The 22845-nt window shown below is 42.7% G+C and carries 13 protein-coding genes and 1 pseudogene; 4 read left to right on the top strand and 10 right to left on the bottom strand.

Annotated elements, in window-relative coordinates; all coding sequences use genetic code 11:
• Nucleotides 1-240: 240 nt before the first annotated feature.
• The 5 genes from KJS69_RS13365 to KJS69_RS30260 form a co-directional block, all read right to left on the bottom strand.
• A complete protein-coding gene (locus KJS69_RS13365; protein ID WP_213584271.1) occupies nt 241-1074 on the bottom strand; it encodes a hypothetical protein in 834 nt (277 codons plus the stop codon).
• A gap of 326 nt (nt 1075-1400) precedes the next feature.
• Nucleotides 1401-2189, bottom strand: coding sequence for a hypothetical protein (locus KJS69_RS13370; RefSeq protein ID WP_213584272.1), 789 nt, complete (start codon nt 2187-2189; stop codon nt 1401-1403).
• Between the two features lie 18 nt (nt 2190-2207).
• Nucleotides 2208-4604, bottom strand: coding sequence for a restriction endonuclease-like protein (locus KJS69_RS13375; protein ID WP_213584273.1), 2397 nt, complete (start codon nt 4602-4604; stop codon nt 2208-2210).
• Entirely contained in the window at nt 4576-6333 is a 1758-nt protein-coding gene (locus KJS69_RS13380; protein ID WP_249730504.1) for an MrcB family domain-containing protein, read from the bottom strand. The genes KJS69_RS13375 and KJS69_RS13380 overlap by 29 nt, the downstream gene beginning before the upstream one ends.
• Before the next feature lie 207 nt (nt 6334-6540).
• Nucleotides 6541-6756 carry a DNA/RNA helicase domain-containing protein gene (locus tag KJS69_RS30260; RefSeq protein ID WP_213584275.1) on the bottom strand — a complete coding sequence of 72 codons (216 nt, stop codon included), beginning with the start codon at nt 6754-6756 and terminating at the stop codon, nt 6541-6543.
• 521 nt (nt 6757-7277) lie between these two features.
• On the opposite strand from KJS69_RS30260, the gene KJS69_RS13390 reads away from it, so the two are divergent.
• On the top strand, nt 7278-8093 hold the full coding sequence (locus tag KJS69_RS13390; RefSeq protein ID WP_213584276.1) for a hypothetical protein: 816 nt from the start codon (nt 7278-7280) through the stop codon (nt 8091-8093).
• Between the two features lie 757 nt (nt 8094-8850).
• Here KJS69_RS13390 and KJS69_RS13395 read toward each other — a convergent pair.
• Nucleotides 8851-12018 carry a DEAD/DEAH box helicase gene (locus KJS69_RS13395; RefSeq protein ID WP_213584277.1) on the bottom strand — a complete coding sequence of 1056 codons (3168 nt, stop codon included), beginning with the start codon at nt 12016-12018 and terminating at the stop codon, nt 8851-8853.
• Between the two features lie 367 nt (nt 12019-12385).
• On the opposite strand from KJS69_RS13395, the gene KJS69_RS13400 reads away from it, so the two are divergent.
• Both KJS69_RS13400 and KJS69_RS13405 read left to right on the top strand, forming a co-directional pair.
• Nucleotides 12386-12619 carry a helix-turn-helix transcriptional regulator gene (locus KJS69_RS13400; protein ID WP_213584278.1) on the top strand — a complete coding sequence of 78 codons (234 nt, stop codon included), beginning with the start codon at nt 12386-12388 and terminating at the stop codon, nt 12617-12619.
• Complete coding sequence (locus tag KJS69_RS13405) at nt 12616-12912, top strand: hypothetical protein (RefSeq protein ID WP_213584279.1); 297 nt, start codon at nt 12616-12618, stop codon at nt 12910-12912. Before KJS69_RS13400 ends, KJS69_RS13405 begins: the two co-directional genes overlap by 4 nt.
• Before the next feature lie 687 nt (nt 12913-13599).
• Here KJS69_RS13405 and KJS69_RS13410 read toward each other — a convergent pair.
• A pseudogene (locus KJS69_RS13410) lies at nt 13600-14044 on the bottom strand (DinB family protein).
• Between the two features lie 157 nt (nt 14045-14201).
• Here KJS69_RS13410 and tnpB point away from each other — a divergent pair.
• The gene (gene tnpB, locus KJS69_RS30265) at nt 14202-14426 is read left to right on the top strand and encodes an IS66 family insertion sequence element accessory protein TnpB (protein ID WP_374706638.1); all 225 of its coding nucleotides are present in this window, start codon (nt 14202-14204) and stop codon (nt 14424-14426) included.
• 19 nt (nt 14427-14445) lie between these two features.
• On the opposite strand, the gene KJS69_RS13420 is transcribed toward tnpB, so the two are convergent.
• From KJS69_RS13420 to KJS69_RS13430, 3 genes are all read right to left on the bottom strand, one after another.
• Nucleotides 14446-20352 carry a DUF6528 family protein gene (locus tag KJS69_RS13420; protein ID WP_213584281.1) on the bottom strand — a complete coding sequence of 1969 codons (5907 nt, stop codon included), beginning with the start codon at nt 20350-20352 and terminating at the stop codon, nt 14446-14448.
• Nucleotides 20353-20470: 118 nt separating this feature from the next.
• Entirely contained in the window at nt 20471-21271 is an 801-nt protein-coding gene (locus tag KJS69_RS13425; RefSeq protein WP_213584282.1) for a sugar phosphate isomerase/epimerase family protein, read from the bottom strand.
• A 20-nt stretch (nt 21272-21291) separates the two neighbouring features.
• A complete protein-coding gene (locus tag KJS69_RS13430) occupies nt 21292-22830 on the bottom strand; it encodes an extracellular solute-binding protein (RefSeq protein ID WP_213584283.1) in 1539 nt (512 codons plus the stop codon).
• Nucleotides 22831-22845: the final 15 nt, after the last annotated feature.

Genomic DNA, 22845 nt, shown 5'->3' on the forward strand with positions numbered 1-22845 from the left:
TGTATAATTCGACATCCGCCTCCATCTTCCTTCTTTTAACAGGTTTGTATGTTGATTCGAAGCCTAAATCACTGCTCCATACGCTCCTAAATGAGCACATAGCACTGAAGCTTCAACCTGCAGCTCAATCCTCTGCTTTACCACTAGCGATGACACGGTTCACCACACCATAAATAAAAAAACGAGATTGTTATTTCTTTTTCAACTGTGCTTCATCAATATACTAACCTTCCTCCATCATTAACCCATCTCCGCTATTCGCGCGGCTTCATCCGCGAGCCCCATTTTAATCATTTCTTCCGTAACTATGGAGCACAACGGCTCGTCATCACGCAAAATATAATTTAGCTGAATATCCCTAAACAGCGCAAGTTTCGAAGCTTTAGGCGCGGTGTCCAGGAAATCCCTTAGCCGATCCAAATCAGGGGCTAAGTTCTTATCAACCGGGAACGGCACATGCTTCTCTCCTTCCTCCAACCGGGCGATAACCCCTAATCCGTCCTGAGTCTGAAAGGTAATCTGCTTTTGCCGCTGAAGACCGATTTCCTGAACGTACCTATACGGATTATCGATCTCGGGCATGGGGATCACCTCCATTAACCGCCGGATGATATCCTGACGTACTTTCTCTTCCGCTTCCGATGGCCGATATGGAGAGTTGGCGGCCTCTTCGGCCCAACGCCGCTTGGTCGCTATGTAATCCTCTTCGCTTTGGAACCAGTTGTAAAACAATGCTCCATCTGTCAGATTAACGCGAAGAAATTCTCTCAGGCTGCCCGCTACAATTTTGGTGGGACAATCGAAATCCATTGGCGAAACGCAAACAATGGGCGCTGCTTCAAGGCGATCTGCGGAGCCATAATCCGTAAGGAAGCCATAGTGAATGCCGTCTACACCGATATTTCCAAAAATGATCACATCACTTGGCGTGTTGAAATATCGGAAATTCTCATCCCGGACAAGGTAAAAATTCAGAGCATTATAAAAAGGCTCCGATCCTCCAATCTCCTTTTTAAAATCGATAAGCTTTTCCAAAGTTGGAGGTATGTCGTACTTTCCAAAATTTATACACATAAATAAAATCTCACCACTTTTTCGATAATTTTACTAAGCAGACTTTTTGGAAAACTACCAGTGGCTCAAGCAAAGCGATTGGCCATGTACGTATTGTTCAGATCGATTGCCATTTGATCCTCCTTCGCTTTCTCCGTTACATTACAGCAGCCTTGTTCCGATTTCAGGCAATGTCCACGCGTTGACAGAACGCCAGGCCAGGCATTCCCCACAAACCGGTATGTATCCATAGAATAATAACTCGAACACACGATAAGAAGCTTATTCCACAATCTAGGATTACACCTTCCCTAATTTCCATCTTCGCAAATATTTTTCTAAGAAATTCAGATCGATTTACTCCCCCCAAACCAACTTTCTTCTCTGTAATATTTAATTAGTCTATTTTCCTTTGGATAATAAATATAGGCAGGTAAAACTAACTCATTCTTTTTAACTGTTACATGACTCATCACATGTCTTTCATTATCCAGTGCGTAAATAAAGCATAGTTTCGTGAGTACTTTTTCTATTAAGGCATCATGAATAGCCTCAACTTTAACGGCAGCAATGGAAGGCTTGGCGATATACTTCAAAGTATTTATCGATAACAATATTAGTGCTGTATAAATTATATAAATAACCGTTATGTAACCAACCAAAAAATCACTCGTTACTTTTTCAGGTAAATGTAAAATAGAGTAAGATACATTGGTTAACATCAATGAAAACAATAAAGGGTATGGTATTTTCGGAATAATGACATGCATAAGATTATTTAAAAATTCCTTTTTGAAAAACTTTACAATATTAAAATACAAACTTATTAATCCTGTTGTTACAGTTGTTATTATTAATACTGGAAAACTAATAAAGAACAGTATTCCAGCTAGTTTAGAAAACAGGGGATTATTGGTATCCAATAGAAGAACAGGTACATTCACACCTAACACCAACAAAATACATATTATTAAAACCTCACCAAAACTTTCCCATGTTTTCTTGTCGTACTCAGTTACATGGTTTTCTAATTCATTTCTGTTCAAAACTCTATTAAAAAATTTTATTATTCCTATAATTGCTGTTATCGCAGGCAACGCACTTAATATTTTTATTCCTTCTAAAATTCCTTCCACACCTATCCCCCTTTTCCCCTACTCCTCAATTCTAAGACTCTTAGCTAAATCCGCATGCTGCTGGTCGAGTTGAATTTTTACTTTCCCTTGTCGCCGTTTTTCTCGCCAGATTCGTAACTCCTCCTCGGTCTCCAGTCTCAGCTCAGCGATTTCTCGTGCTCGGTCAAACATATATTTCGTCGTATATAGAACTCTATAGATTCCATGCCCACCGGGAATGATTGGCTCTGGCCGCTTGAGCCATTCTTCAACGGTAAAAACCACGTACAACTCGTCATCCTTCCCTCGGCTAGAAGAGATTTCCTTAATCTCTTTGCGCGGAATGACTTTCCAGTCCAATATTTTCCCATAATACGATACCCCTACTTCTCCATGGTTACCGAACAAAGTAATGGATTGATAAAGGCCTATATATTCCAACTGCGTCAATACTTTATGATCTCGAATATTGCCCAAGGGAGTATGGTAGAATCGGTGCCTTAAAGCAATTTGGAGCTGTTCCTTCTTACTTAAGGAGCCTAACAACACGTTCTTACCAGAAAGCTTGTTCACATAATACTCTTGCGTCCCCCTTGGTCTCGTTGACCGTTCATAGGCTTTTTCTGGACTATCCCAAATGATCTCATCCAAGAAATTTTCCATCAAGGTGGTCGAGTCAGGTAGAAACGGAAACGCCCCGATATTCACGAGCTCAATACTTTTGTAGAAACGATGTTCCTTAAATCGGCCTTCATCATGATAAGGAAAGAGAACATACGCCCCAAACATGCTTCTTTCATATTCTTGATCGTTACTCCCCGTATAATGAATGGCATCCCGATAACGGTGCATCGTATTAATGTCTTCTTCCTCAGGACCAGGTGCCCTGTACTTTTCATAATAAGGTGTGCCTTCATAAGCAGGATTAATCCTATATTTAGCATCGAAAATGTACTTATACTCTGCTCCCGAATCCCGTTTTTTTAACGTAAGTACGTTATCTGGCTTTTGACTAAGGGTGGGACTACGATCCCCTTTGGGGAGAGCATTGTAATACAAAGTGAACTCTTCCCCATTTTGCGGGTTGCGATACGTCATTTTCGCCTTCTGGGTTTTATCTAAGGTAACAAACAACCCTTGCCTATTAACTTTTATAATGTCTTGTTTGAGGAGTTCGTATTTCTTACTTAATAATTGATTGATCTTAAGAAAACACCAGTATTCGTATAATTGGGCCAAATCCTTCATAGATAAGCGAAAAAGATCACTCTGAATAGACAACCCTTTCATCAGCATAAGGTAGCAGCGATAAACCTCCCGGTACCCCGGGGCCATCTGTAAAACTAAAGAAATCGACATTTGCCTAAGCTCGCCTACATTTAAGAAATCATATCTTAGCACCCGCTGAAGCTGAGTTTGCATCCATTGGATTTTGTCGATGACATGCGGATCTGAATTACGTTTAAGCTGGGTTAATCGAAGCTTCATGTCTTTAAGCTTCTGTTGTGTTCGTGTTAAGACATAGTTGACGAAGCGATTCTCCGGCACATCATAGCTGATCTGCCGCTTACTCTCTAACAATCTACTAGGAGTATAATCCTTGCCATTAATCGTAAGAATCCCCTTCGTACTCTCTTGCAGAAGGTGTGCTCGCTTCTGCAAGTAAGCTAAGGTATCTTTGCCCACACTTTTGACTCTAGCTGCATCCACCACCCTATGTTCCGCTTGAAGCTTGACATGGGGAGCGGTCTTAATTCGCTCTACTGCTTCAACTAGTTGATTAAAGACATGCTGCAAAATAGTAAAGTACTCCGTTAAACTCTGATGATTCGTTTCTTTAAGTCCCGTCATATGATATGTTTTGCGCAGAAAGTCAAAAGAAAGGTTATAGACCTGTTCATTAACGTCCTGTAGGATGCGCTGATAATCTTTTTTGTAGTCCATCTTGGATGGAAACACTTCAATTTGTAGGCTAAAGACAGGTTGTCCCCCCAGCCTAAGAACTAGCTCCGAATAACCAATCTCATTACGAAAATTTAGGATTCCGGATAATATTCGCTTTCCCAGTGGCTTGATCGCTTGCCGCAAGTTAAGATTATCGTGGTAAAAGGTTAGCGGTATGTCCTCCTTCTTCTCGACAACGAATTCATAAGACTGCGTTTCAAAAAATAGCGGAGATCCTCCCTGCCCTTCCTCCCAGCTAACCATGTCCCCTCGCTCTGGAGAGAACACCCAAATAGATTGGACTTCCAATGTTTGCCCATAAGAAAAATGAATGGGAGCGTCCACCCATTCATTCTGTTCATTTCTGTGAAGGTTCAAGGCATCTACGGTTGGATGAAACGGCTTCCCCTGAATATATAAATTAAATAAATTCGTCTCAACTCGAATCAGTTCTATAGGCTGACTAAGAGAGCCAGTATGAGGTGAAGCCATCTTCTTCTAACCTCCGAATCATATAAGCAAGCTTCTTCATGCTCACGGGATATTTCGCTTTCTCTTTCATAATAGTTGACGAATATAGCTCGGTGGCATCCTCCATGAAGTCCTTAATGGGGATTTTGTTGCCGATGGTTAATTGAGCTAGTTGTAACAAAGCTCTTTTGACGGATGTACTACTTCCCTGAATTCTTGGCAAAATCTTTTGCAATAGCTGGAGATCGAATGCTTCCTCAGTCTTCAATAGCTGGAATCGCTCATTATAAATCATATAGAAGCTAATAGAGTCCCTTATACGGAAACCAATGTGACAATGAATAGGTTCCAAGATATCGTTAATGAGACCCAATAATTCCGTCGTCTGCCTTACTAACTGGGAGTACTCATCATATATGTCAATGAGTTGCAGATAGTCGCTCCTTAAGAACGAGTTGGGAACTTCCGTCACACTAACCTTTTCAAGCGTGTTATTACTATTATCGGGATATTGATGAAGATTGATATAGTTAAATTCTATTGTATTGGCTCGATCGAGAACTTTTTTGCTGAAAGGATGGGTCGTTTCATCCATATTGACGGTTCCAATCAAGTATACATTATCTGGTAAGTATAGTTTCCCATACATCTCTATATCATATTCTGATGAAAGAGTTTCTTGGGGGATAAGGGCAATCGTTTGAGCTCGATCTCTGTGCCATCTTTTCGTTTCTAGTATACTAAGTAGGTCGCTGAAATAATGCTCGACTCGAGCCAGATTCATTTCATCCAAGCATACAAAAAAAGGACGATGATGATTCTCCGGTTGCGAAGCTTCTGCGATGACTTTGGTTAAAGGTCCTGGTCGGAAAGCACCTGTTAAATCCTTGTACCCTAAAAGATCGGTCGGATCACTCCAATCGGGCCTTACTGGAATAATTCTCAGCCGCCCATTGTCACTTGTTGCTCCAATTGCCTCTGCAAACAGCTCCACCAGCTTTGTCTTCCCTGTTCCTGATATGCCTGCTAATATAACAAAAGGCTTCGACTTAAGAGAAAGATAGAAGTTCTCAATAAAATGCTCAGGGTAGAAAAAGCCTTTACTTGCTATATATTGTTTAATATAAGCTATCCTCTCCTGCGGAGATAAAGAATCCACGATTAATACCTCCTCAGTCGGATCGTTATCAAGCTCTATAGGTTCTCCTAATGTAAACGCGACGTACTGTTTATAATTATTGACCACATTATGTAAGTCGGAAATTAATTGTTGATCGTCAGGTAGATTATCCCGCTCGTAACAGTAATACGCAACGGTGGAGACCTGGTAATCCCGACCTAGCCCTTTGGTGTTCAAATAAATTTCTTCATCTTTTTGCATGCCATGGAGTGGAAGTTGTTCGCGCATTTCTTTGACTTTGTCCTGTAAATAAGAGTACCCTTCACTTCTCCCCTTCTCACGGAGAGGAACCGTTACCCCTTGCATTAGAGTTAAATACACTCTCTTCATATCTTCGGAGAACAAATAGACAACGTATTCACCTTGTTGTGTTGTACCCGTAATTCGTTTATCCATAATAGCGATCCATGGTATAGCAGCCCAATTCCCTTGCCCTACGGAGGCTTGAACCTTTAACTCTTCTGTTACAAAAGGTATTTGTTTCAGTTGGTTCGGAATAGTCTTACGGACTAGTTCGCCAAGTTCGTGTCCAGCAAAAGATTCCGTTTTGGCCTGTAAATAACTGGACATAACCCTATGCAAAGCCTCCTGTAAGGAGAAGGTAGGATACGAACTTTCATTATAGTACTTTGGTGGCAAAGCCATCTCATCACCAGCCTATTGTGAAAAATATATAGTACAGTCAAAAGTTCTGGTAAGGACCTCACAATTTAAATGTTGGGTTTAACCTATCGCTTGTACTGCTTCTTTAGCACCTTTCAAGCTCCAAGTTCTTTATTATCGAAAATCGTCCCTTTGAACCTGCTTCAACCTAGTTTGTAAATACTGCTGCAGCTCAGGATTACGGCAGTAGACATAGCAGCCCTTTATCCCTCTGGAAAGCAAAACTATATAAATATTTTTAATGAGAGCTGTTAATTGGGCCGGTTTAGACTTAAGTCCTCTCTTGCCAACTCTATCTTTATACTCCTCATAATCGGCATAGAGCTCCATTTTATCAAGATCTTATTTCAGATCATTCCCAATGATAACCCCGACATAATCTACCAGTTCAAATTCAAGAGCTTCATTGTCCCAGCCGTCCGTAGCTCGCTGTCCCTTTTCTCGCCCAAGGATGGCTTCTTTCCCATTCTATCTATAAAAGCTTCCTCGATTTTCACAGTGATCTCATTTCGGTCAACCGTCTGACAAAACTCCAACGCGCTGCTGTAAATAATCAATGTGAAGTCACCCCTATAACTATTGTTGAAAATAAAAAAAGACACATCTCCCTTAATCCAAAAAGGTAGATATGTTCCCACAATAATTTCGCCTGTCACCAGCCATGCTTTGGCCCTCCCGTAAACTATCCCTCCTTACAATTTATCCTGTTTAACAGTTATAGTCAAATTATGGTTGGTTTTGTTGATTTATGTTGAGGTTATATATGTCATTAATACTGAAAAACCGTATTTTTAACAAAAATTTCAAGATTAATAGTATAATATACCTAAAGAACTGGAAGGATTTATTAATTGGATCAGTCGATAATAGCTTGGGTTTTTAGCGGAATCGGTGTCACCATTCTTTTAAGCTTATTTAAAATGATCTTCATTCCTCATCCAATAATAAGTATTTCTTTGGAAGAGATACCCTTTCTGACAGGTTACCAGCGCATAGTCAGGAAGATATTTATCGAATTATCCGCTATGATGGCATTTATATACTTTACAGTAGTCCCCACCTCATTTAACACTACCGAACATATCCCTATTAGTACATTTCCATTTATTCCAAATAGTCTTTTACCAAACGCGATTACCTTGTCGTGTGTGGTTATAGCTGGAATTCTATTCACCTTTTTCTTTATCTTGATATTAAATAAAAAATTACTGAGATACACCTATAAAAAAGTATTTAGTAACAAATCTATATTTTGGGTGTTCTTTATTTTTATTATTACCTATCTCATAATATTGAGTGTTTTATTCGGTTATACAATTAATATAATACTAAGTTACCTAAACCATTCACTAAACATTAGCCAAGAAGATACATTTACTACACTATTTTCTTTGCCATCGATTAAGGCCTATTTCGGAATATCAATGATAGTTTTGTTAATGTATGGATTCCTCAGGCTTCTATTTCAGCCACTTGTAAGAATATATATAAATTTTTTAAAACCTGTAATTGTTGCTACAATCACTTTAACTAACGGGGAGAAACTATATAATAAGTATATATTTCGACCTAGTATAGAAGGCAATATTCTTATTGGAGATAAACCTGAACCAACTGAAGACTGTGAAAAGATAATGCTTCCAAAGTCTAGCATACTTCTTAAATGAAATTATTTTATTTACTTTTACAAAAAAGTCCCTTTCCGTACCTTTTTATGTCCATCTGTTTCCTTTGATTTCAGCGATTTCTTTGCCAATAGATACTTAATCCTTCAATCTATTTTAATACCAATAAATAGAGCAAGCAGCAAAACAACCAACAATACAATTCCTGCTAAACTTGTCATTTGGATTAATCCAAAATGCCTCCATTCTAATCAGAGTACATCTATATATGAAAAAAGGTAATGCATCAGATGCAAATGTATTCCGAAAAACTGCAGATAGCATTGAATTCAGGACGCCATCACTCGCATCCCAATTCATTCATCCCCAGGCCTGTCTCAAAAACCTACCAAGGAACACAGCTTCAACATGTCTTGAGGAGATAAATTAAGATGCTGTTTGAACCTGGTTGAGCCTTGGGAGCTGATTTAACCCCTTTTATTGAAAATACTCCACCGGATACAAGTCTATTAGCGTCTCAATTTTATTTCCAAGTGTCATTAAAATATTATGAACTTCATCACTAGCTTCGGTAGCCAGCAGTTCTCTTGCATTCCTTTTTAATTCGCTTATGACTCGCAGTCGCTTTCATCCCAAATGGCACATTCCCATAATCTAGAAATTCATGCTTCAAGAAATTCCTTACCTTTGAGAATAATAATTTCAATATTTCCCGATTTGACATTCCCATTTATATCTCTTGAAGGTTTATTTGTATCCTGATCAAATTTCTCGAATAGCCCTACTAACTTCCTTTAAATTACCCAGGTTGTTCGCAAGCTAACTCGCGCCTAACCACCTTCATATATTCCAAGGGCCCCCAGATATTTATATCTCCTACGACATAGAAGCGATATTTTGCTCTGGAAACGGCAACATTAATAAGATTAGGTTCGTTAGTGGCCCATGAAGCCGGGCCCGGATTTTTATGATCAACTCCTAAACAAAAAATGACTACGGATGCTTCTTTGCCTTGGAAAGTATGGACAGTTCCTACCGATTCATTAATCCATCTATGAAACTGCTTTTTATTAATCTTAGAGGAAGTTAACTCTTCATACCTATTTTTCAATAAAGACTTCAGTTCTTCTTTTACAGCCGTAAATGGTGTAATAATAAACAAGCTCGGAACTTGTCCGTTAAAGTATTGAAATGCTTTCTTAACCAGTTCAGCAACCAGTTTGCCCTGGGCAGGAACGTATTGTCTGACATCCGTCTCTCCCTGAACTTGATACCATGAACTCGGACCCATGTGCTTTAGAAACTTTACCTGATTCTGTTCCTCTGCCTTAAGAGGTGCTTGTTTATCCTCGGGATTCTCCGTAGCGAGTACCATATTGCCATCATATGCAATTTCGTTACAGATCCTAAACATAGGGTTGATACACCTTCGATGCACCCATAATGGCGACCCTATCCATCGACTTTGAAGAAATGTTCCGTACTTATTAGCAAGGTCCATAAGTGTCTGAACAGAGCTTTTCTCGGACAAATAATGCGGAGTGATTTCATAATATTTCCTAATGTCATTAAAGACAGATTTCGGTAGGGTGACTACCGGTTCAATTTGTATTGGATCTCCAACAACCACTGTTCTTTGGCCTCTCCATATGGCACCCACAGCAGCTTGGGGCACCGCTTGTCCTGCTTCATCGACTATTAGCCATCCTAAACTTTCACTTCCAACACCTCTAAACATGCTGGCAACAGAAGCAAATGAAGTTGAAACGACAGGGATGATCAGGCTGATAACATCCCATATAGGTTTGAAAACTTCTTTCTCCGCAAAAGTATCAAGTGAATTTAATTTGCTAAAAAGGATTACATTACCAATTATTTTCGAAACCGATGCACGAACAAAGCATTCATGAACATGCATTGCCGCTAAAAACAATTTACTTCTTGCTGCAGAAAACTCTTGCGTAATCCATGGAGAAGATTTCTGAATCTCCTCATTATCCCCATGAATTAAATCCATCAAGCTAACCACACAGCGCGGTTTTTCCTGCAAAGAGTTCTTGATCCTCGATTCAATGGACGCAAATTCTTCCTTTAGTTGAGCAAGCTCTTCATTTAACTTGATAGATTTATCAGATATTGGCGTGAGCTTGTCTTCTACGGCTTTTAGATCAGATTTCTTTTGACTAATTAATTGAATTTGTTCAGAGATATCTTTATTTAAGAAATTTGCCCGTGCCAGATGATCTTTATAGGGTTTACGTCTAAATAACCTGACAAAAAAACCAATTTTTTGCCTATTATGATAATCTAGCGCTTCCTTCAAATCATAAATTTTCTCATCCAGTTCACTACATTCTCTGTTTAATTGCCGATGCTTTTCTTTCAGTTCTTCCATTTTCAAAGTGAGAGACTGTATTTCATCCTGCCTATGCTTTATCTCCGCTTCGACTTTATTTCTTCTAATGCAAAGTTCATATAACTCTACTGCTTCCTTCTTTAAATCTTGAACATTTTTTAGGGCTTGTTTAAATAATTCTCTAGCCTTGTTCCATTTTTCTATATGTACGTGGTCTGGTATGGCCTTACATTCATCATGGATTTGAAAATAGGATTTTCCCGGCTTATCCTTATCTTTTCCCCGGTCAAGGAATTTAGTATTGAAAGTAAACCGATTCCCGCTATTGCCAAGAACGGCAGAGATAAGCCCCCATGAATGGGCTCCGTGCATTCTTTCTGCAATATCCCTGAAATAATCTGCCCCTTCAACCTCTAAAAATGATTCATGTATCGCTTTAATATCGGGCAGTTCTTTTGATATATTTTCCACGGCCCCGTTATTCGAAGACGCCACAACTATGCCAAACCCGCATAATTCGGGAGAGAGTGTATTCACATATGAATTTTGCACTTTCTTGATAGAACCGTCCGCTTCTTTAATGAAGGAAAAAGCCTTTTTCGGATCATCATAGGCTGCTAAGCGTTCAGCCCGTTCAACCATGATTTCGGCAATGACATCCCTTAAAAGTGTTGTTTTTCCAGTCCCAGGCGGACCATTAACGGAGAATATTCCAGTTGAGTCTTGCAATTGCTTAAATAACTGGTTTACTGCAGCCTGCTGCATTAAGTTGAGAGAATGTTCCGGATGGCCCGGCCATTTTCCTAATGGAATGTTTTCAGGGGAAAGAATCTCGAAGAGTTTTTCCTTATTACGATGAATGTCTTGCCGATTTTCTTGAGGAATCTCTTCACCGCTTAAAAACTGAACCAGCCCGCCGCTTATTGCTCCTTCCGATTTAAGACTATTTCGCACCAACTCAAGATCTTTAATATAGAAACTATTTAATATACCCGGCTCTCTAGCGAAAGAAGTTTGTTCTTTATCTGCCTGCTTAGGTTTTGGAACTTTCCTGCATTTTGCAATAAAATAAGAATAGTCTGATGACCATCCGACAAAATCACTAATTTCTTGCTGAATAAATTTCATTCTGTCCAAAGTGACTGTATGTTGAAGTTCTCTATCAATCGTCTCATTTAACTGTACGTGAAGTTTATTAAACTCATGGTACCAATCCTTATAAAAATCCCCTTTTTTCAACTGGCCAAGTGCAAAAGGCAACGTCGATAACTTAAAACTTCCAGCTATGTATTTCCCGTTAAAATCTAATGAAATCTCTGCGATTGCTGTATTTGTCTTATAATTTATATCCTCCAGGACTTGTTCTTCATCATGCAAAAATTTACGTACGGATTGCATAACTACTTCAGTGTCCACAACCCCTATGTATACTGTAAAACGAAAAGTATCATCTTCCGTCTCTTGGAGACGATATTTTTCATGGTCCATCCATGGAATTTGTCTTTCTTCCATTATCAGATAATCTTCATCCTTATCCCACTGGAACTGGAAAGGTGTTAGAAATTCAACCTTGTGCCATGCTTCGATTTTATTAATGAACTGCAAATTCAATGATAGCATTCCCTTCAAAATTTACTTATGTAATATTATACCATTGGCCTATTCCGTTTACCTATTTTCATAATTAGGGGAATAAAAAAACCTATTGCCTGCAAAGAGGCGATAGGTTTTCCTTCGCGGTACCACATTTTTGATTCGTTGGTTTCAGATAAACGAACCTTCTTCAAACCTAACGACGGGGGTTAACCGTTACTCTCAATGGCTATAGTTTTGCAAAAAAGTTATGGATAAACATGCAACGAGTGCCGCTTCAAGGCAATCTGCCGAGCGAACCCCATGAATAAAATAAATTACATTTTGTATAAAATACTTTTCAATATGTAAAAAATTAATTACAATCGGGATTAGGAGGGGAAAAATGGAGATAAATGGAGAACTTCAAAATAACGTATACCTCTTAAGGGCAGCAAAAAAGTGGTCACAACAGGAAGTTGCTAATCGGTTAGGTGTTAGCAGGCAGACGATTGCCTCGATCGAAGCAAACAAATACAATCCGTCCTTAATCCTAGCCTTCAAGATCGCTAAATTATTTGAAGTTGAAATCACGGAAGTATTTCAATTTGAGGAATTTGATGAGGAGGAATTACAATGAAATGGTTGGAATTAGCCGCTTGGTCTATTGCCCTGATCGCCGTCACCTATAATTACTATTACAATAAGAAATTTACTAAGGAAGAGGGCATGGACGAACGAGGGGATATAATAATAGGTTTGTCATCAAGAACTTCATTTTCGTATCTATCTATGCTGATAAGTTTATTGATTATCTCCGACGTATTTTTGCAATTCCCACTCCATATTTATAAAATACTCATTGCTGTGATTTTGATCCTTTCAAATGTTGCGTCCATTGTATCATTGAACAGATTTCGCAAAAACTACTAATCACTCAACCTCAGATGACAAATGGACAGATGAAGAATCTTTCTTCGTTACAATAAGATTGCGGAACCTCCTTGTTCTGGCATTCTTTTTGAGAAAAGGCCATAGACTTCATGTCTACAGCCAATCCTTACAACTTCAATAGGTAGATTTGCTATACCCAATCGTCGAGGTTGTCCATACGTTGCATCCTTACAAGATCTGACTTGGGTAATCCTAAATATTTGGTCTTTTTCCTGCAGTAATAGCAGGAACAATGAACCTTACCCTTAGCAAACTTCCCTGCATATCTTTCATTCCAGCCGAGTTGTTTGGCAATCTTATTCTTACGCTGAATTACCCTTCTTCGATGATGTCGGTAATACGCACGACTTCGCTTTCTGCTTTTTTTCATTTCATCACGCCCCTTGGGAGAAGGCCCGGCCTGCAAAAGAGCCAAGGGGAGCTATGTCATCCCTTACAGGCCGGGTGTGATGAAACTACATAAATGAATAAACACCATAAATCACCCCAACATGAAATATCAAAAATCCATCAATCCTTATTCGGATCAAATGCATCCTCTAAAAACACTGCTTTATAATCTCATAATGCGCGAACAAACCGGAAGCAATTCGCATCCGGCTTGTCTTTTTATGCTATGGAAAATCCAATGAATGGTTGCTAGATCCCTGGCCATATAAGTGAGGTTTATCCCATTTGTTCTTTCGTCGGACCCATGACTCCCGGTACGGTAAGGCCTGCTTGACGAAGCAGTACGGTCATCTGGCCGCGATGATGCGTATCATGAGTGAGCAATATACTGAGCAGTTTTCCGCGTGCCATTTCACTACCCATAGCAATGCACAGTTACACTCAACATATCATCCGTCGGCGCACTTTTGACCCCTTCCTGCACATCCGCGGCCATACGGCGATAGGCCTCCACAATTTCGCTCACCTTGCTCGGCACATTATTCCGCGTCCCCGCTGGCTGCACTTTAACACCGACCAACCCTGCAAAAAACGCCGGGTTCGTCGCCAAATGCCATCCCAGCCAGCCAAGCGAACTATGCCCTTCCACAATCGCTTGTCCAAGCTTATCGTCCGAAATCGCTTCGATCACCTGCATCGTACCCGCTATTTTCCGGTACATATTGTCACTCCTTTTTTAGATAGTTTATATTTAATATAAACCTCGTTGTTGAAAACATTCAATCAAGTAAAGCGCTCGGCTAGGCCAGCCGTTACTTATGATACGTTTTAGCGTGCTGACTGTAACGGCAAGTTTTTTCGCCGTCGCCTTTTCGTGCATGGAGTACCACAGCCAAGTAAGCGTCAAACCCACCAGCGCCCAAAGCGTTTACCTGGCCTGCGGATCAACCGATCTGCGAAAGTCCATCGACGGATTGGCCGCACTTGTTCAGGAAGGGTTTGGACTCGATCCGTTCTCATCGTGCCTCTTCGTGTTCTGCAACCGTGACCGATTCCTGATGACAGAACGAGAGGCAGGCAGAATAGCGCCTGCCCCCGGATAGTATCCTTTATCAGTTTTATTTAATATAAGTCTAGCGACGTATGCCAAATCTTTGATGCCGATCTTGTTTTGTCATTGTCTACAACCGCCTTCGCCACGTTAATGGCAGATTGTAATATAGTTTTAGCGCCTTGAGGATATTGACCGACTCGCTCGCCTTCCACCGCTGCTAGTGCATCGCCGATCAGAGCCTCAAGCGCAGACTCGTCAACTGCTTTCACAATGAACACCCTATACCGCGCTCCGGCCAGCTGCGTTTCCTGTCCTTCCTCGTCCGATGTGCGCACATTCGTTACCTCGATAACGGTCTCCGAAGACTCTTCCAACGGCTTGGCCTTGAATTGCAGTTTCAGCAGTTGGCTGTTCGAAACGGATGGATTGTCGCCGAGATCGACCATTATTAATTGTATCGTTCCTGGACCATAGACGGATTCAATGACGGTGAAGCCTTCCTTCATCGATTCTAATCCGGTAAATTCAAGCTTCTGCTCGTCGTAGTTAAATGTAACATCTTGAGCCAACACCGGTCCGTTCATATTGTTAAATCCATAAACGACATCGAACGACTGATTCTCCTCCACATTGCCTGGACCGCTTAAGGTTGCCGATGGCTCCAATGGATGATTGACGTCGTTTATCATCCGAATGCTAGGGTACCATACACGCGCTTTGTAGTACGCTTCTCGGTTATGCGTTCTTTCGTCGCGGGTATATCCGCCTTCTCCGTCAGGCCGGAAGATATCTACGACATTCGTGTTATAAGACGCCAGCGTTCCATTTGGAACCGTGCGGATAATGTTGCCGGTGTACGGCTGTGTACCAATGGACTTTGCTGTTAGAGCGAAGACATCATCATATGCATCAAATTGAGTTGAGACCTCGCCAGTAACCATATTGAACTGAAAAACGTCATATTGGCCCGTAATCCAGAGCAGATCGCCGCCATCTGTAACCGGGAACAAATCATGCCCCCAAGCTCCTTCTTTATCTTCCGGTTTTGGGAGATCGGCCCCCAAATCCTCCCTCAATGTCAGTGTCGGCTGCTGTAATGTTCCAGTAATTTCATAAGCAACCACCTCGTAATCTCCAACAGCCCAAATCAGCTTACGTTTGTTATCCCAAACCAAACCGTGGGCCCCAGGCAGCTCCACTCGGTAGAAATAGCCGTTCGAATCCCCTTGGCTAGACGCGTAAATCGTAACGGCTTTCCCTACACTATCCGCCACAACAAGGTTGCCGTCTGGCAACAGCTCAATAGAGTGAGGATTGTTTTCGTTCTTCGTGTCGCGGCTATATAGACGTTCACCCGTTTCGTAGTCAATTAATCCCACAAAGCCGCCGGAAGCGGTCGTTACAACGACATATCCGCCATAAAATTCGCTGTAGCGAAGCTTGGCATCCGTCACACGGGCATAATCTGTAATGCCGGTAAAGCCCAAAGCTTCAGAAGGAAGCCACTTCCAAACTACAGCATCAGGATTATTCCAATCCAAGCTGTCTTGCTTGTATACAACAATTTTGTTGTCTACCTGGTCTGTAACCGCGATCATCTCGGTATCGGCCGAGTTAGGCACCAACGGGTTTCCTTCGAAAGGCTGCAACGTGAGAGCCTGCAGATTTACCAGAACCTCCAGGGAATCCTGCTCTACAGTACCTTTCATTCGTTTCAACGCCATCCCAGAACGGAGGTTTCGGCTATAATCGGTGATCTCGATTCCATCCACCCCAAATACCGACAGCTCCTCAGGGTGATCAAACCCGGTCAAGAAATTTTCAATGGTTATTCTGTGAGGAATGTCTGTTACCGTTCCTGCAGTACGGTCGATCGAATAGTGATCCGAGGTAATCCATTGTCTGAACGGTATGGCATATGACATAAGGTTTTTCTTCTCACCTGTCTGTTGTCCGTAATTTTTCATCTGCAGATCCACGTGATCCTCATACACATAGATCATCAGCGACTGGACCACAGCCGGTTGATTGGCTGAAAGCGGTCCTTGATCGAAACGGTTGTTAGAATAGCTCAATGAACCTGCAAAACCGGACACGAAACCGGTAGACCGAACGGTACGCTCCTGCTCAACGCTGCCGTCGGCGTTATAGGCGGTCATTCGCTCGAAGGTGTCCTGTTCGATGATCGGGCCGCCATGGTCGTGTCCATAGATATAAATCAAATTGGGATAGTTCAGCAGTAAGTTATTTATTCTCGTGTCCATGCCGTTGTCATCCGAGAGTCCTTGACTTGGCGCAGATAATGCTTGTGATCCCTGTAAAGGATAGTGCCCGAGTACGATAATTTTATCATTATTGTCTATGCTCGACAGTTTGTTCTCCAGAAAATCTACCGCTTCCGGAGCATACACATTGGAGTCGATCGTGTCGTCCCCATTATACGGGGTATTGATTCCGATAAAGTGGATCCCGCCGATCTTGTAGTAATAAGCCAGAAGATTCGAATTTCGGTCGGTTCCTTCATACAGCGCATCTTCATAAGGCCCAAGGCTTCCCAGCATCGTTGCATCCATATAAGCGCCAGAGTTGTACAGTGTCGAACCTGCCTCATAATCTTGATCTCCGCCTACATACAATACTTTTCCGTCTTTGCTGGTCTGAGCAAACGCCTCGGTCACCTGCGAAACAACCTTATTATAGGTCTCTGCATTCCATGGATCGCCGCCGGTTGTACTGCTGATATCCCCGGTAACAACAATCACATCCGGATTTTCTTTCGTTTTGATTTGCTCCAATGCCAGACGGGTCTGTTCCCTAATGACGTCCGGCTGATCCTGCAGTCCGTAACCAACATGCAGATCAGTAAGGGCCGTAATGGTAAACAACGGTTTTTCGCGCGGCTCTTCAACATCCAGCTTTGTTCCGTCGATCTCCACTTCATAGACATGGAATAAGTTGTTACTGTTGCTTGTGTTCGCTTGCCAGCCTTGACCATTCCCTGTCGTAAAGCTGATGTAATACGTCTTGCCGTCGATGACTCTCGACACTCTTGCCAGACCGCTGCCGTTCGCGCTTATCGTCAGTGTTTGCTTAGGACCAAGCGTCAGACTTGGCTGATTGTCGTTGTCCAGCTCAATGTTCAGGTACTTATTGTCACCCGTCGCTTGAACAGACCTCAGCGTCCAGCCGCCCTCTACTTGTTCGATATTCCAAATGAGCCGATAATCGATTACGCTCTGCGAAGCGTTAAAACTGGCATAGTTCAGTAGAAGAGGGCTTGCACCAGCTGTATTTTCGCTGGAAACCGCATACTGATCTATTGAGCCGCCGACAGGAGTGATTTTCGGAATGGCTAGCACATAATCCTTGCCGCTGACCAGGCTTGTTGCGCCGACTTTATAATAGGTCGGCTTTGGCGTCGGAACATAGGAAACATTGTATACCTGGAAGGATGCGGAGTTTGACGGGGTAGCCGCTTCCCATCCAATCCCCTTTAGGTTCGTAAATCGAATATAAAATGGCTGCTTGAGATAGACCTTGGAAATCATGACCGTCCCATTCTCGTTGAACGTAACCGTCAGCTTTTGCCGGGGGCCCAGGCCAACAGAAGCTTTGTTGTTTACCATGCTGATATTCAAATAATTGTTCTCCCCCGAGACGCCATCTGCTCTCAAGCTATACCCTCCATCGTATTCCTCAATGACCCATACCAGACTTGGGTTTACTGGAGGTTGATCGGCTCCGTTAAACTTGACATGCTGGAGCAGTCCTTGCTCCGTATAAGCATTCGGAGTACTGGATAGGGCAAACTGTCCTTTGCCTTGGTCATTGCTGGAGATATCCCGTATCGCTAATACGATCTTCATGCCGTCGAGCAGTTCTTGTCCTTTCATGAGGCTTGGCATTGGCAGGATGCGATCTCCAGGAACTTCGAACACGCGGAACGCATTGCTTCCATCATAAGTGTTCGCATGCCAGCCCACTCCGCCTGTGGTTGTAAATCGAACAAAATAGTCCGCGCCGTTCAGGGTCCGCGAAATTTTGGCTGTTCCGTCAGCATTTCTAGTAAAGTTCAATTCCTGCTGTGGCCCCAATGTCGCACGAGCAGTTGAATCGTTTATGACGAGATTCAGATAGCTATCCGTCTCACCGGCACCGAGCAGCTTCAAGCTGAATCCAGCCCCGAAAGCTTCGTATCTCCATATGATCGTATTGTCCAAACCATCTTGTGATTCAGTAAACTTTACGTGCCTTAGTATAGAGTTGCTAGGATTAATATTGGCAATACCGGATAGAGCAAACTGGCCCTTGCCTTGATCGGAGCTGCCGATGGCGGGATGGGCAAAAATATAATAGCCGCCGCTTTGCATTTCGTTCGGGGAAACAAGCTTAATCGGATGCTCCGCGACACTAGTAAGCGGAACAGCGCTCACGCGGAAAGACATGCTTGGCTTGTACGAAGCATCTGTGCTTGATTGCCAGCCACCGCCATTGGTGTTTGTAAACCGTACATAATAAGATATATCATCTACATTGCGGGAAATCTGTACAGTGCCATCTTCATTGACAATCAGGTTTAGCTCTTGCCGCTGACCAAGCGTCAAACTGCTTCCATTCAGGTTCAGATAGGAATTTACTCCATTACCGGGATACACTTTTAAGCTATAGCCGCCGCCAAAGCTTTCAATTTTCCATACGAGAGCATTGGACAAGCTCTTCTGATCTACATCAAATGGAATATGACGGAGTAAAAGAGGGGATGCATTGCCGTTACTTTCACTGGCAAGGGCATATTCACCTCTCCCTAGCGCACTGCTGTTGATTCCGGGAATAGAGAGAGAATAAAACCCGCCGCTTACGATTTCCCCGCCATTAATCTCAGTAATCTTATCGATTGAAATGATCATATTCTCGGTGACAGGGAACACACGGAAGGACATACTTGGTTTATGTGCATCATACGTGCTGGATTGCCAGCCACCGCCATTGGTGTTGGTAAACCGCGCATAATAGAATGTACCGTCTATCTCTCGGGAGATGAGTATGGTTCCATCTTCATTGACAATCAGATTTAGTTCCTGCTGCTCGCCAAGCGTTAAATCACCTCCATTCAGATTCAGATAGGCAGCTGCTCCATTCTTAGAGTAGGCTTTTAGACTATATCCTGAACCAAATGGCACCGCCTGCCATACCATTCTTCCGTGTACCTGAGGCACTGTTTCGTCAAATTTAATATGATCGCGCAGCAGCGGTGTAGAATTGGTGTTACTATCTGAGGAAAGCGCATATTGACCGCGCCCCTTCCAATTGCTTACAATATTTGAGATTGCAAATACATAATATCCACCGCTCGTAATCTCGTCACCATCAATCTGGCTGATTCTATCATTCAATACAATACTATTCTGTGTAATTGAGAACACACGGAAGGACATACTTGGTTTATGCGCATCATACGTGCTGGATTGCCAGCCACCGCCATTGGTGTTGGTAAACCGCACATAATAGAATGTACCGTCTATCTCTCGGGAGATGAGTATGGTTCCATCTTCATTGACAATCAGATTTAGTTCCTGCTGCTCGCCAAGCGTTAAATCACCTCCATTCAGATTCAGATAGGCAGCTGCTCCATTCTTAGAGTAGGCTTTTAGACTATATCCTGAACCAAATGGCACCGCCTGCCACACGATTTCCTCGTTGACCCCAGACTGTGTTTCGTCAAACGCGATTTGGTTGCGCAGCGACGGTGACGCGTTACCGTTACTTTCCGAGGATATTGCATATTGACCGCTTCCTAACAAAGTGCTGCTGATACCTGGAATAGCAAACACATAATAACCGCCGCTGACAATGTCATCGCCATCGACTTGCGTTAGTCCTTGAGCACTTGCGGAACTAGGGGATAGCTGCAGGAACAAGCTTATCAGCATGACCGAGATACTGAATTGGGTAATGCCTCTTCTTAGCTGACTCATTTACTATTTACCTCCCCAAAGTTTTAATTAAGAGCAGCTAGGTCAGTTCTCGGTGGATCATATGTCCTAGCTGCAGGAGTTTTTCTATTGATTCGGAATGATTAGCCAGACTCGGGTATTAAATCATCTGTTGTTGCTTCAGCCCCTCCCAGCATGAAATGAGCTCCTCCGCCTGAGGATCGCGCACTTCAAACATAAACGGACCTTGATATCCTTGTTCAGCTAGAGCTTTCAGCACCTTATTCCACTCAATAATTCCTTGTCCTGGCATCCAATGCCGTTCATCTATTCCATCATAATCGGACATATGAACCGTACCAATTCGTGATCCGAGCTTGTTGATGAACGCCTCTGCGCTTTCATGCAGCAGATGATTCACATCGCAGCACACGACCAATTCGCTCGTAGGTTCAATCAACTGCAAGATTTCATCGCTTGAATTGCCGAGACAGGTTCTTGGCAAGCATTCCACGGCTACACGAATGTCCAGGTGATTGGCTAGATTGGCCAATGCATGTAACGATTCTCTGCAAATCGCCAATCGTTCGTGCCGATCCTCCGCAGGGATCGGCTCAAAGCTGGGATGGAGCACTGCGATGCCCACACCCCAACTGTCCGCTAACTGCAACATTCGGTATTGATTTTCAATGATGGTCTTTCGGAGCGCAGCATCTGGACAAGATACGTCCCATTCGTCTCCAAACGGCAAATGCACGGACCACACCTGCATGTCCAAACGAGTTGCTTCATGAACAATATCGGTATACTTCTTGGCAAGCACTTCAAAGTGGTTGTGCCAGTCCTCGCCATGCAGCACGAGCTCTATACAATCCAACCCGGTGCGCTTCAGTTGCTCCAAACCAGCGCTATTTCTATCACGATACGATGTACCGACTTTCCACTCTTCAAGCTGTCTCAACTTCCGCACGCTCCTTGACCTTATTTTTGACTTAACTCTTTCCACAGCTCGTTGGCTTGCTCTTCGATGAGTTTACCGCCTTGAGCATAGTATTTTTTGATAAACTCGTCGTACTTCTCTACAGGCCACACACCCGTAACGATCTTGACCAAATATTCCATCCACAGCTTAGTCTCGAGATCCGGATAATCCATCTCTGCTGGAACCGATTTCCACAAGGCATTGGTGATCACATGTTTGTTCACAATTTCAATGGCCTCACGAACTTCTGGCTTCGCTGAACGACGATCGGTAACAATAACGAATCGAACCGGGTTGGAATACCCTTTCTTATACAGCTCGGCATACGGCGTAATCAATTCGATTGTATCCGTAGCGCGGTCGTAAGTGAAATCCTCATTCTCGATGCCGTACATCATGTGATTGAATCCGCCTTCATCGCTCTGATCGGCAACCCAATCCAGATATTGGAACAACTTCTTGGGATCCTGAACTTTAGCCGACAGTGCTGTGAACTCCGAATTATAGAGCTTTTCTTGATAGCCTTGCTTACCAGTCGGACCTTTCGGCGCTTCCAGCATGATGAGCTTGGCATTGGGATTGGCTTCATGCAGCGAAGTTGCAAGTGGGCTAGACATCTTTTCCGTATAATACACACTTCCCTCGAACAATCCGACCAGAGAGTTTACAACCAACTCATCTCTTTGTTTGGATTCCATAATCGGGAAGTCGTGAGCAATAAGACCTTCCGCATACCATTTCTGAAGTAAGGCAAGGCCCTCTTTCATTTCGGGAAGCACGAATCCTTTCTTAATTCCTCCGTCTACCTCAGTCCAATATTTAGGGATAATGCCATACGCGCCAAAGATCGCATTGAAATTCGTCTCGTTGGAAACTCCCAGACCGAATGTATCGTCTTTGCCGTTCTTGTCAGGATCTTGTGTAACAAAGGCTTGCAATACGGCATACAACTCATCTAGTGTGGTCGGCTGACTCAGTTTGAGGTTATCCAGCCAATCTTGTCGAATGGTAAGTCCAAGTGTACTGGGCAAGTTAAACGGCTTGTCGTTCATTCCCTTTGGAATGCCGTAAATTTTACCGTTAAACGTGACTTCCTTCCAGAATTCTTCCGGAATGATCTTCATTAGATTTGGAGCATCCTTCAGATACTCATCGAGTGGCAGAAGCAGTCCCTCTTCGGAGAACCGCGCGAGCGTCTTCGAATCGATGTCGAAATAGTCAGGAAGCTGGCCTGAGGTAGCAAGAATGTTCAGCTTGGTAAAGTAATCGTCTCCGCTTGCGAGAGTAACCTTGAAATCGAATCCCTTCGCTCCAGTTTTCTCAAATGCCTCAAGGAGCGTTTTCTTGCCCTCGCCGCCATCCTCCGGATACTCTGGAGCGGCAAATTTGCGGAACATTTGATAGGTCGTCGTCATCTCTTCAACTTCTGCAGTCGTAGTCCCTTCCCCTTGCTTCTCTCCTCCGCTGCAACCAGCGGAAACAATCGCTACTGCCAACAAACTAGCCAACATCATCTTTCTTTTTTGATCCTTAAACATCGAATGACCTCCCTA

This window comes from Paenibacillus sp. J2TS4, from assembly GCF_018403245.1.
In the GTDB taxonomy this organism is placed as follows: Bacteria; Bacillota; Bacilli; order Paenibacillales; family NBRC-103111; genus Paenibacillus_L.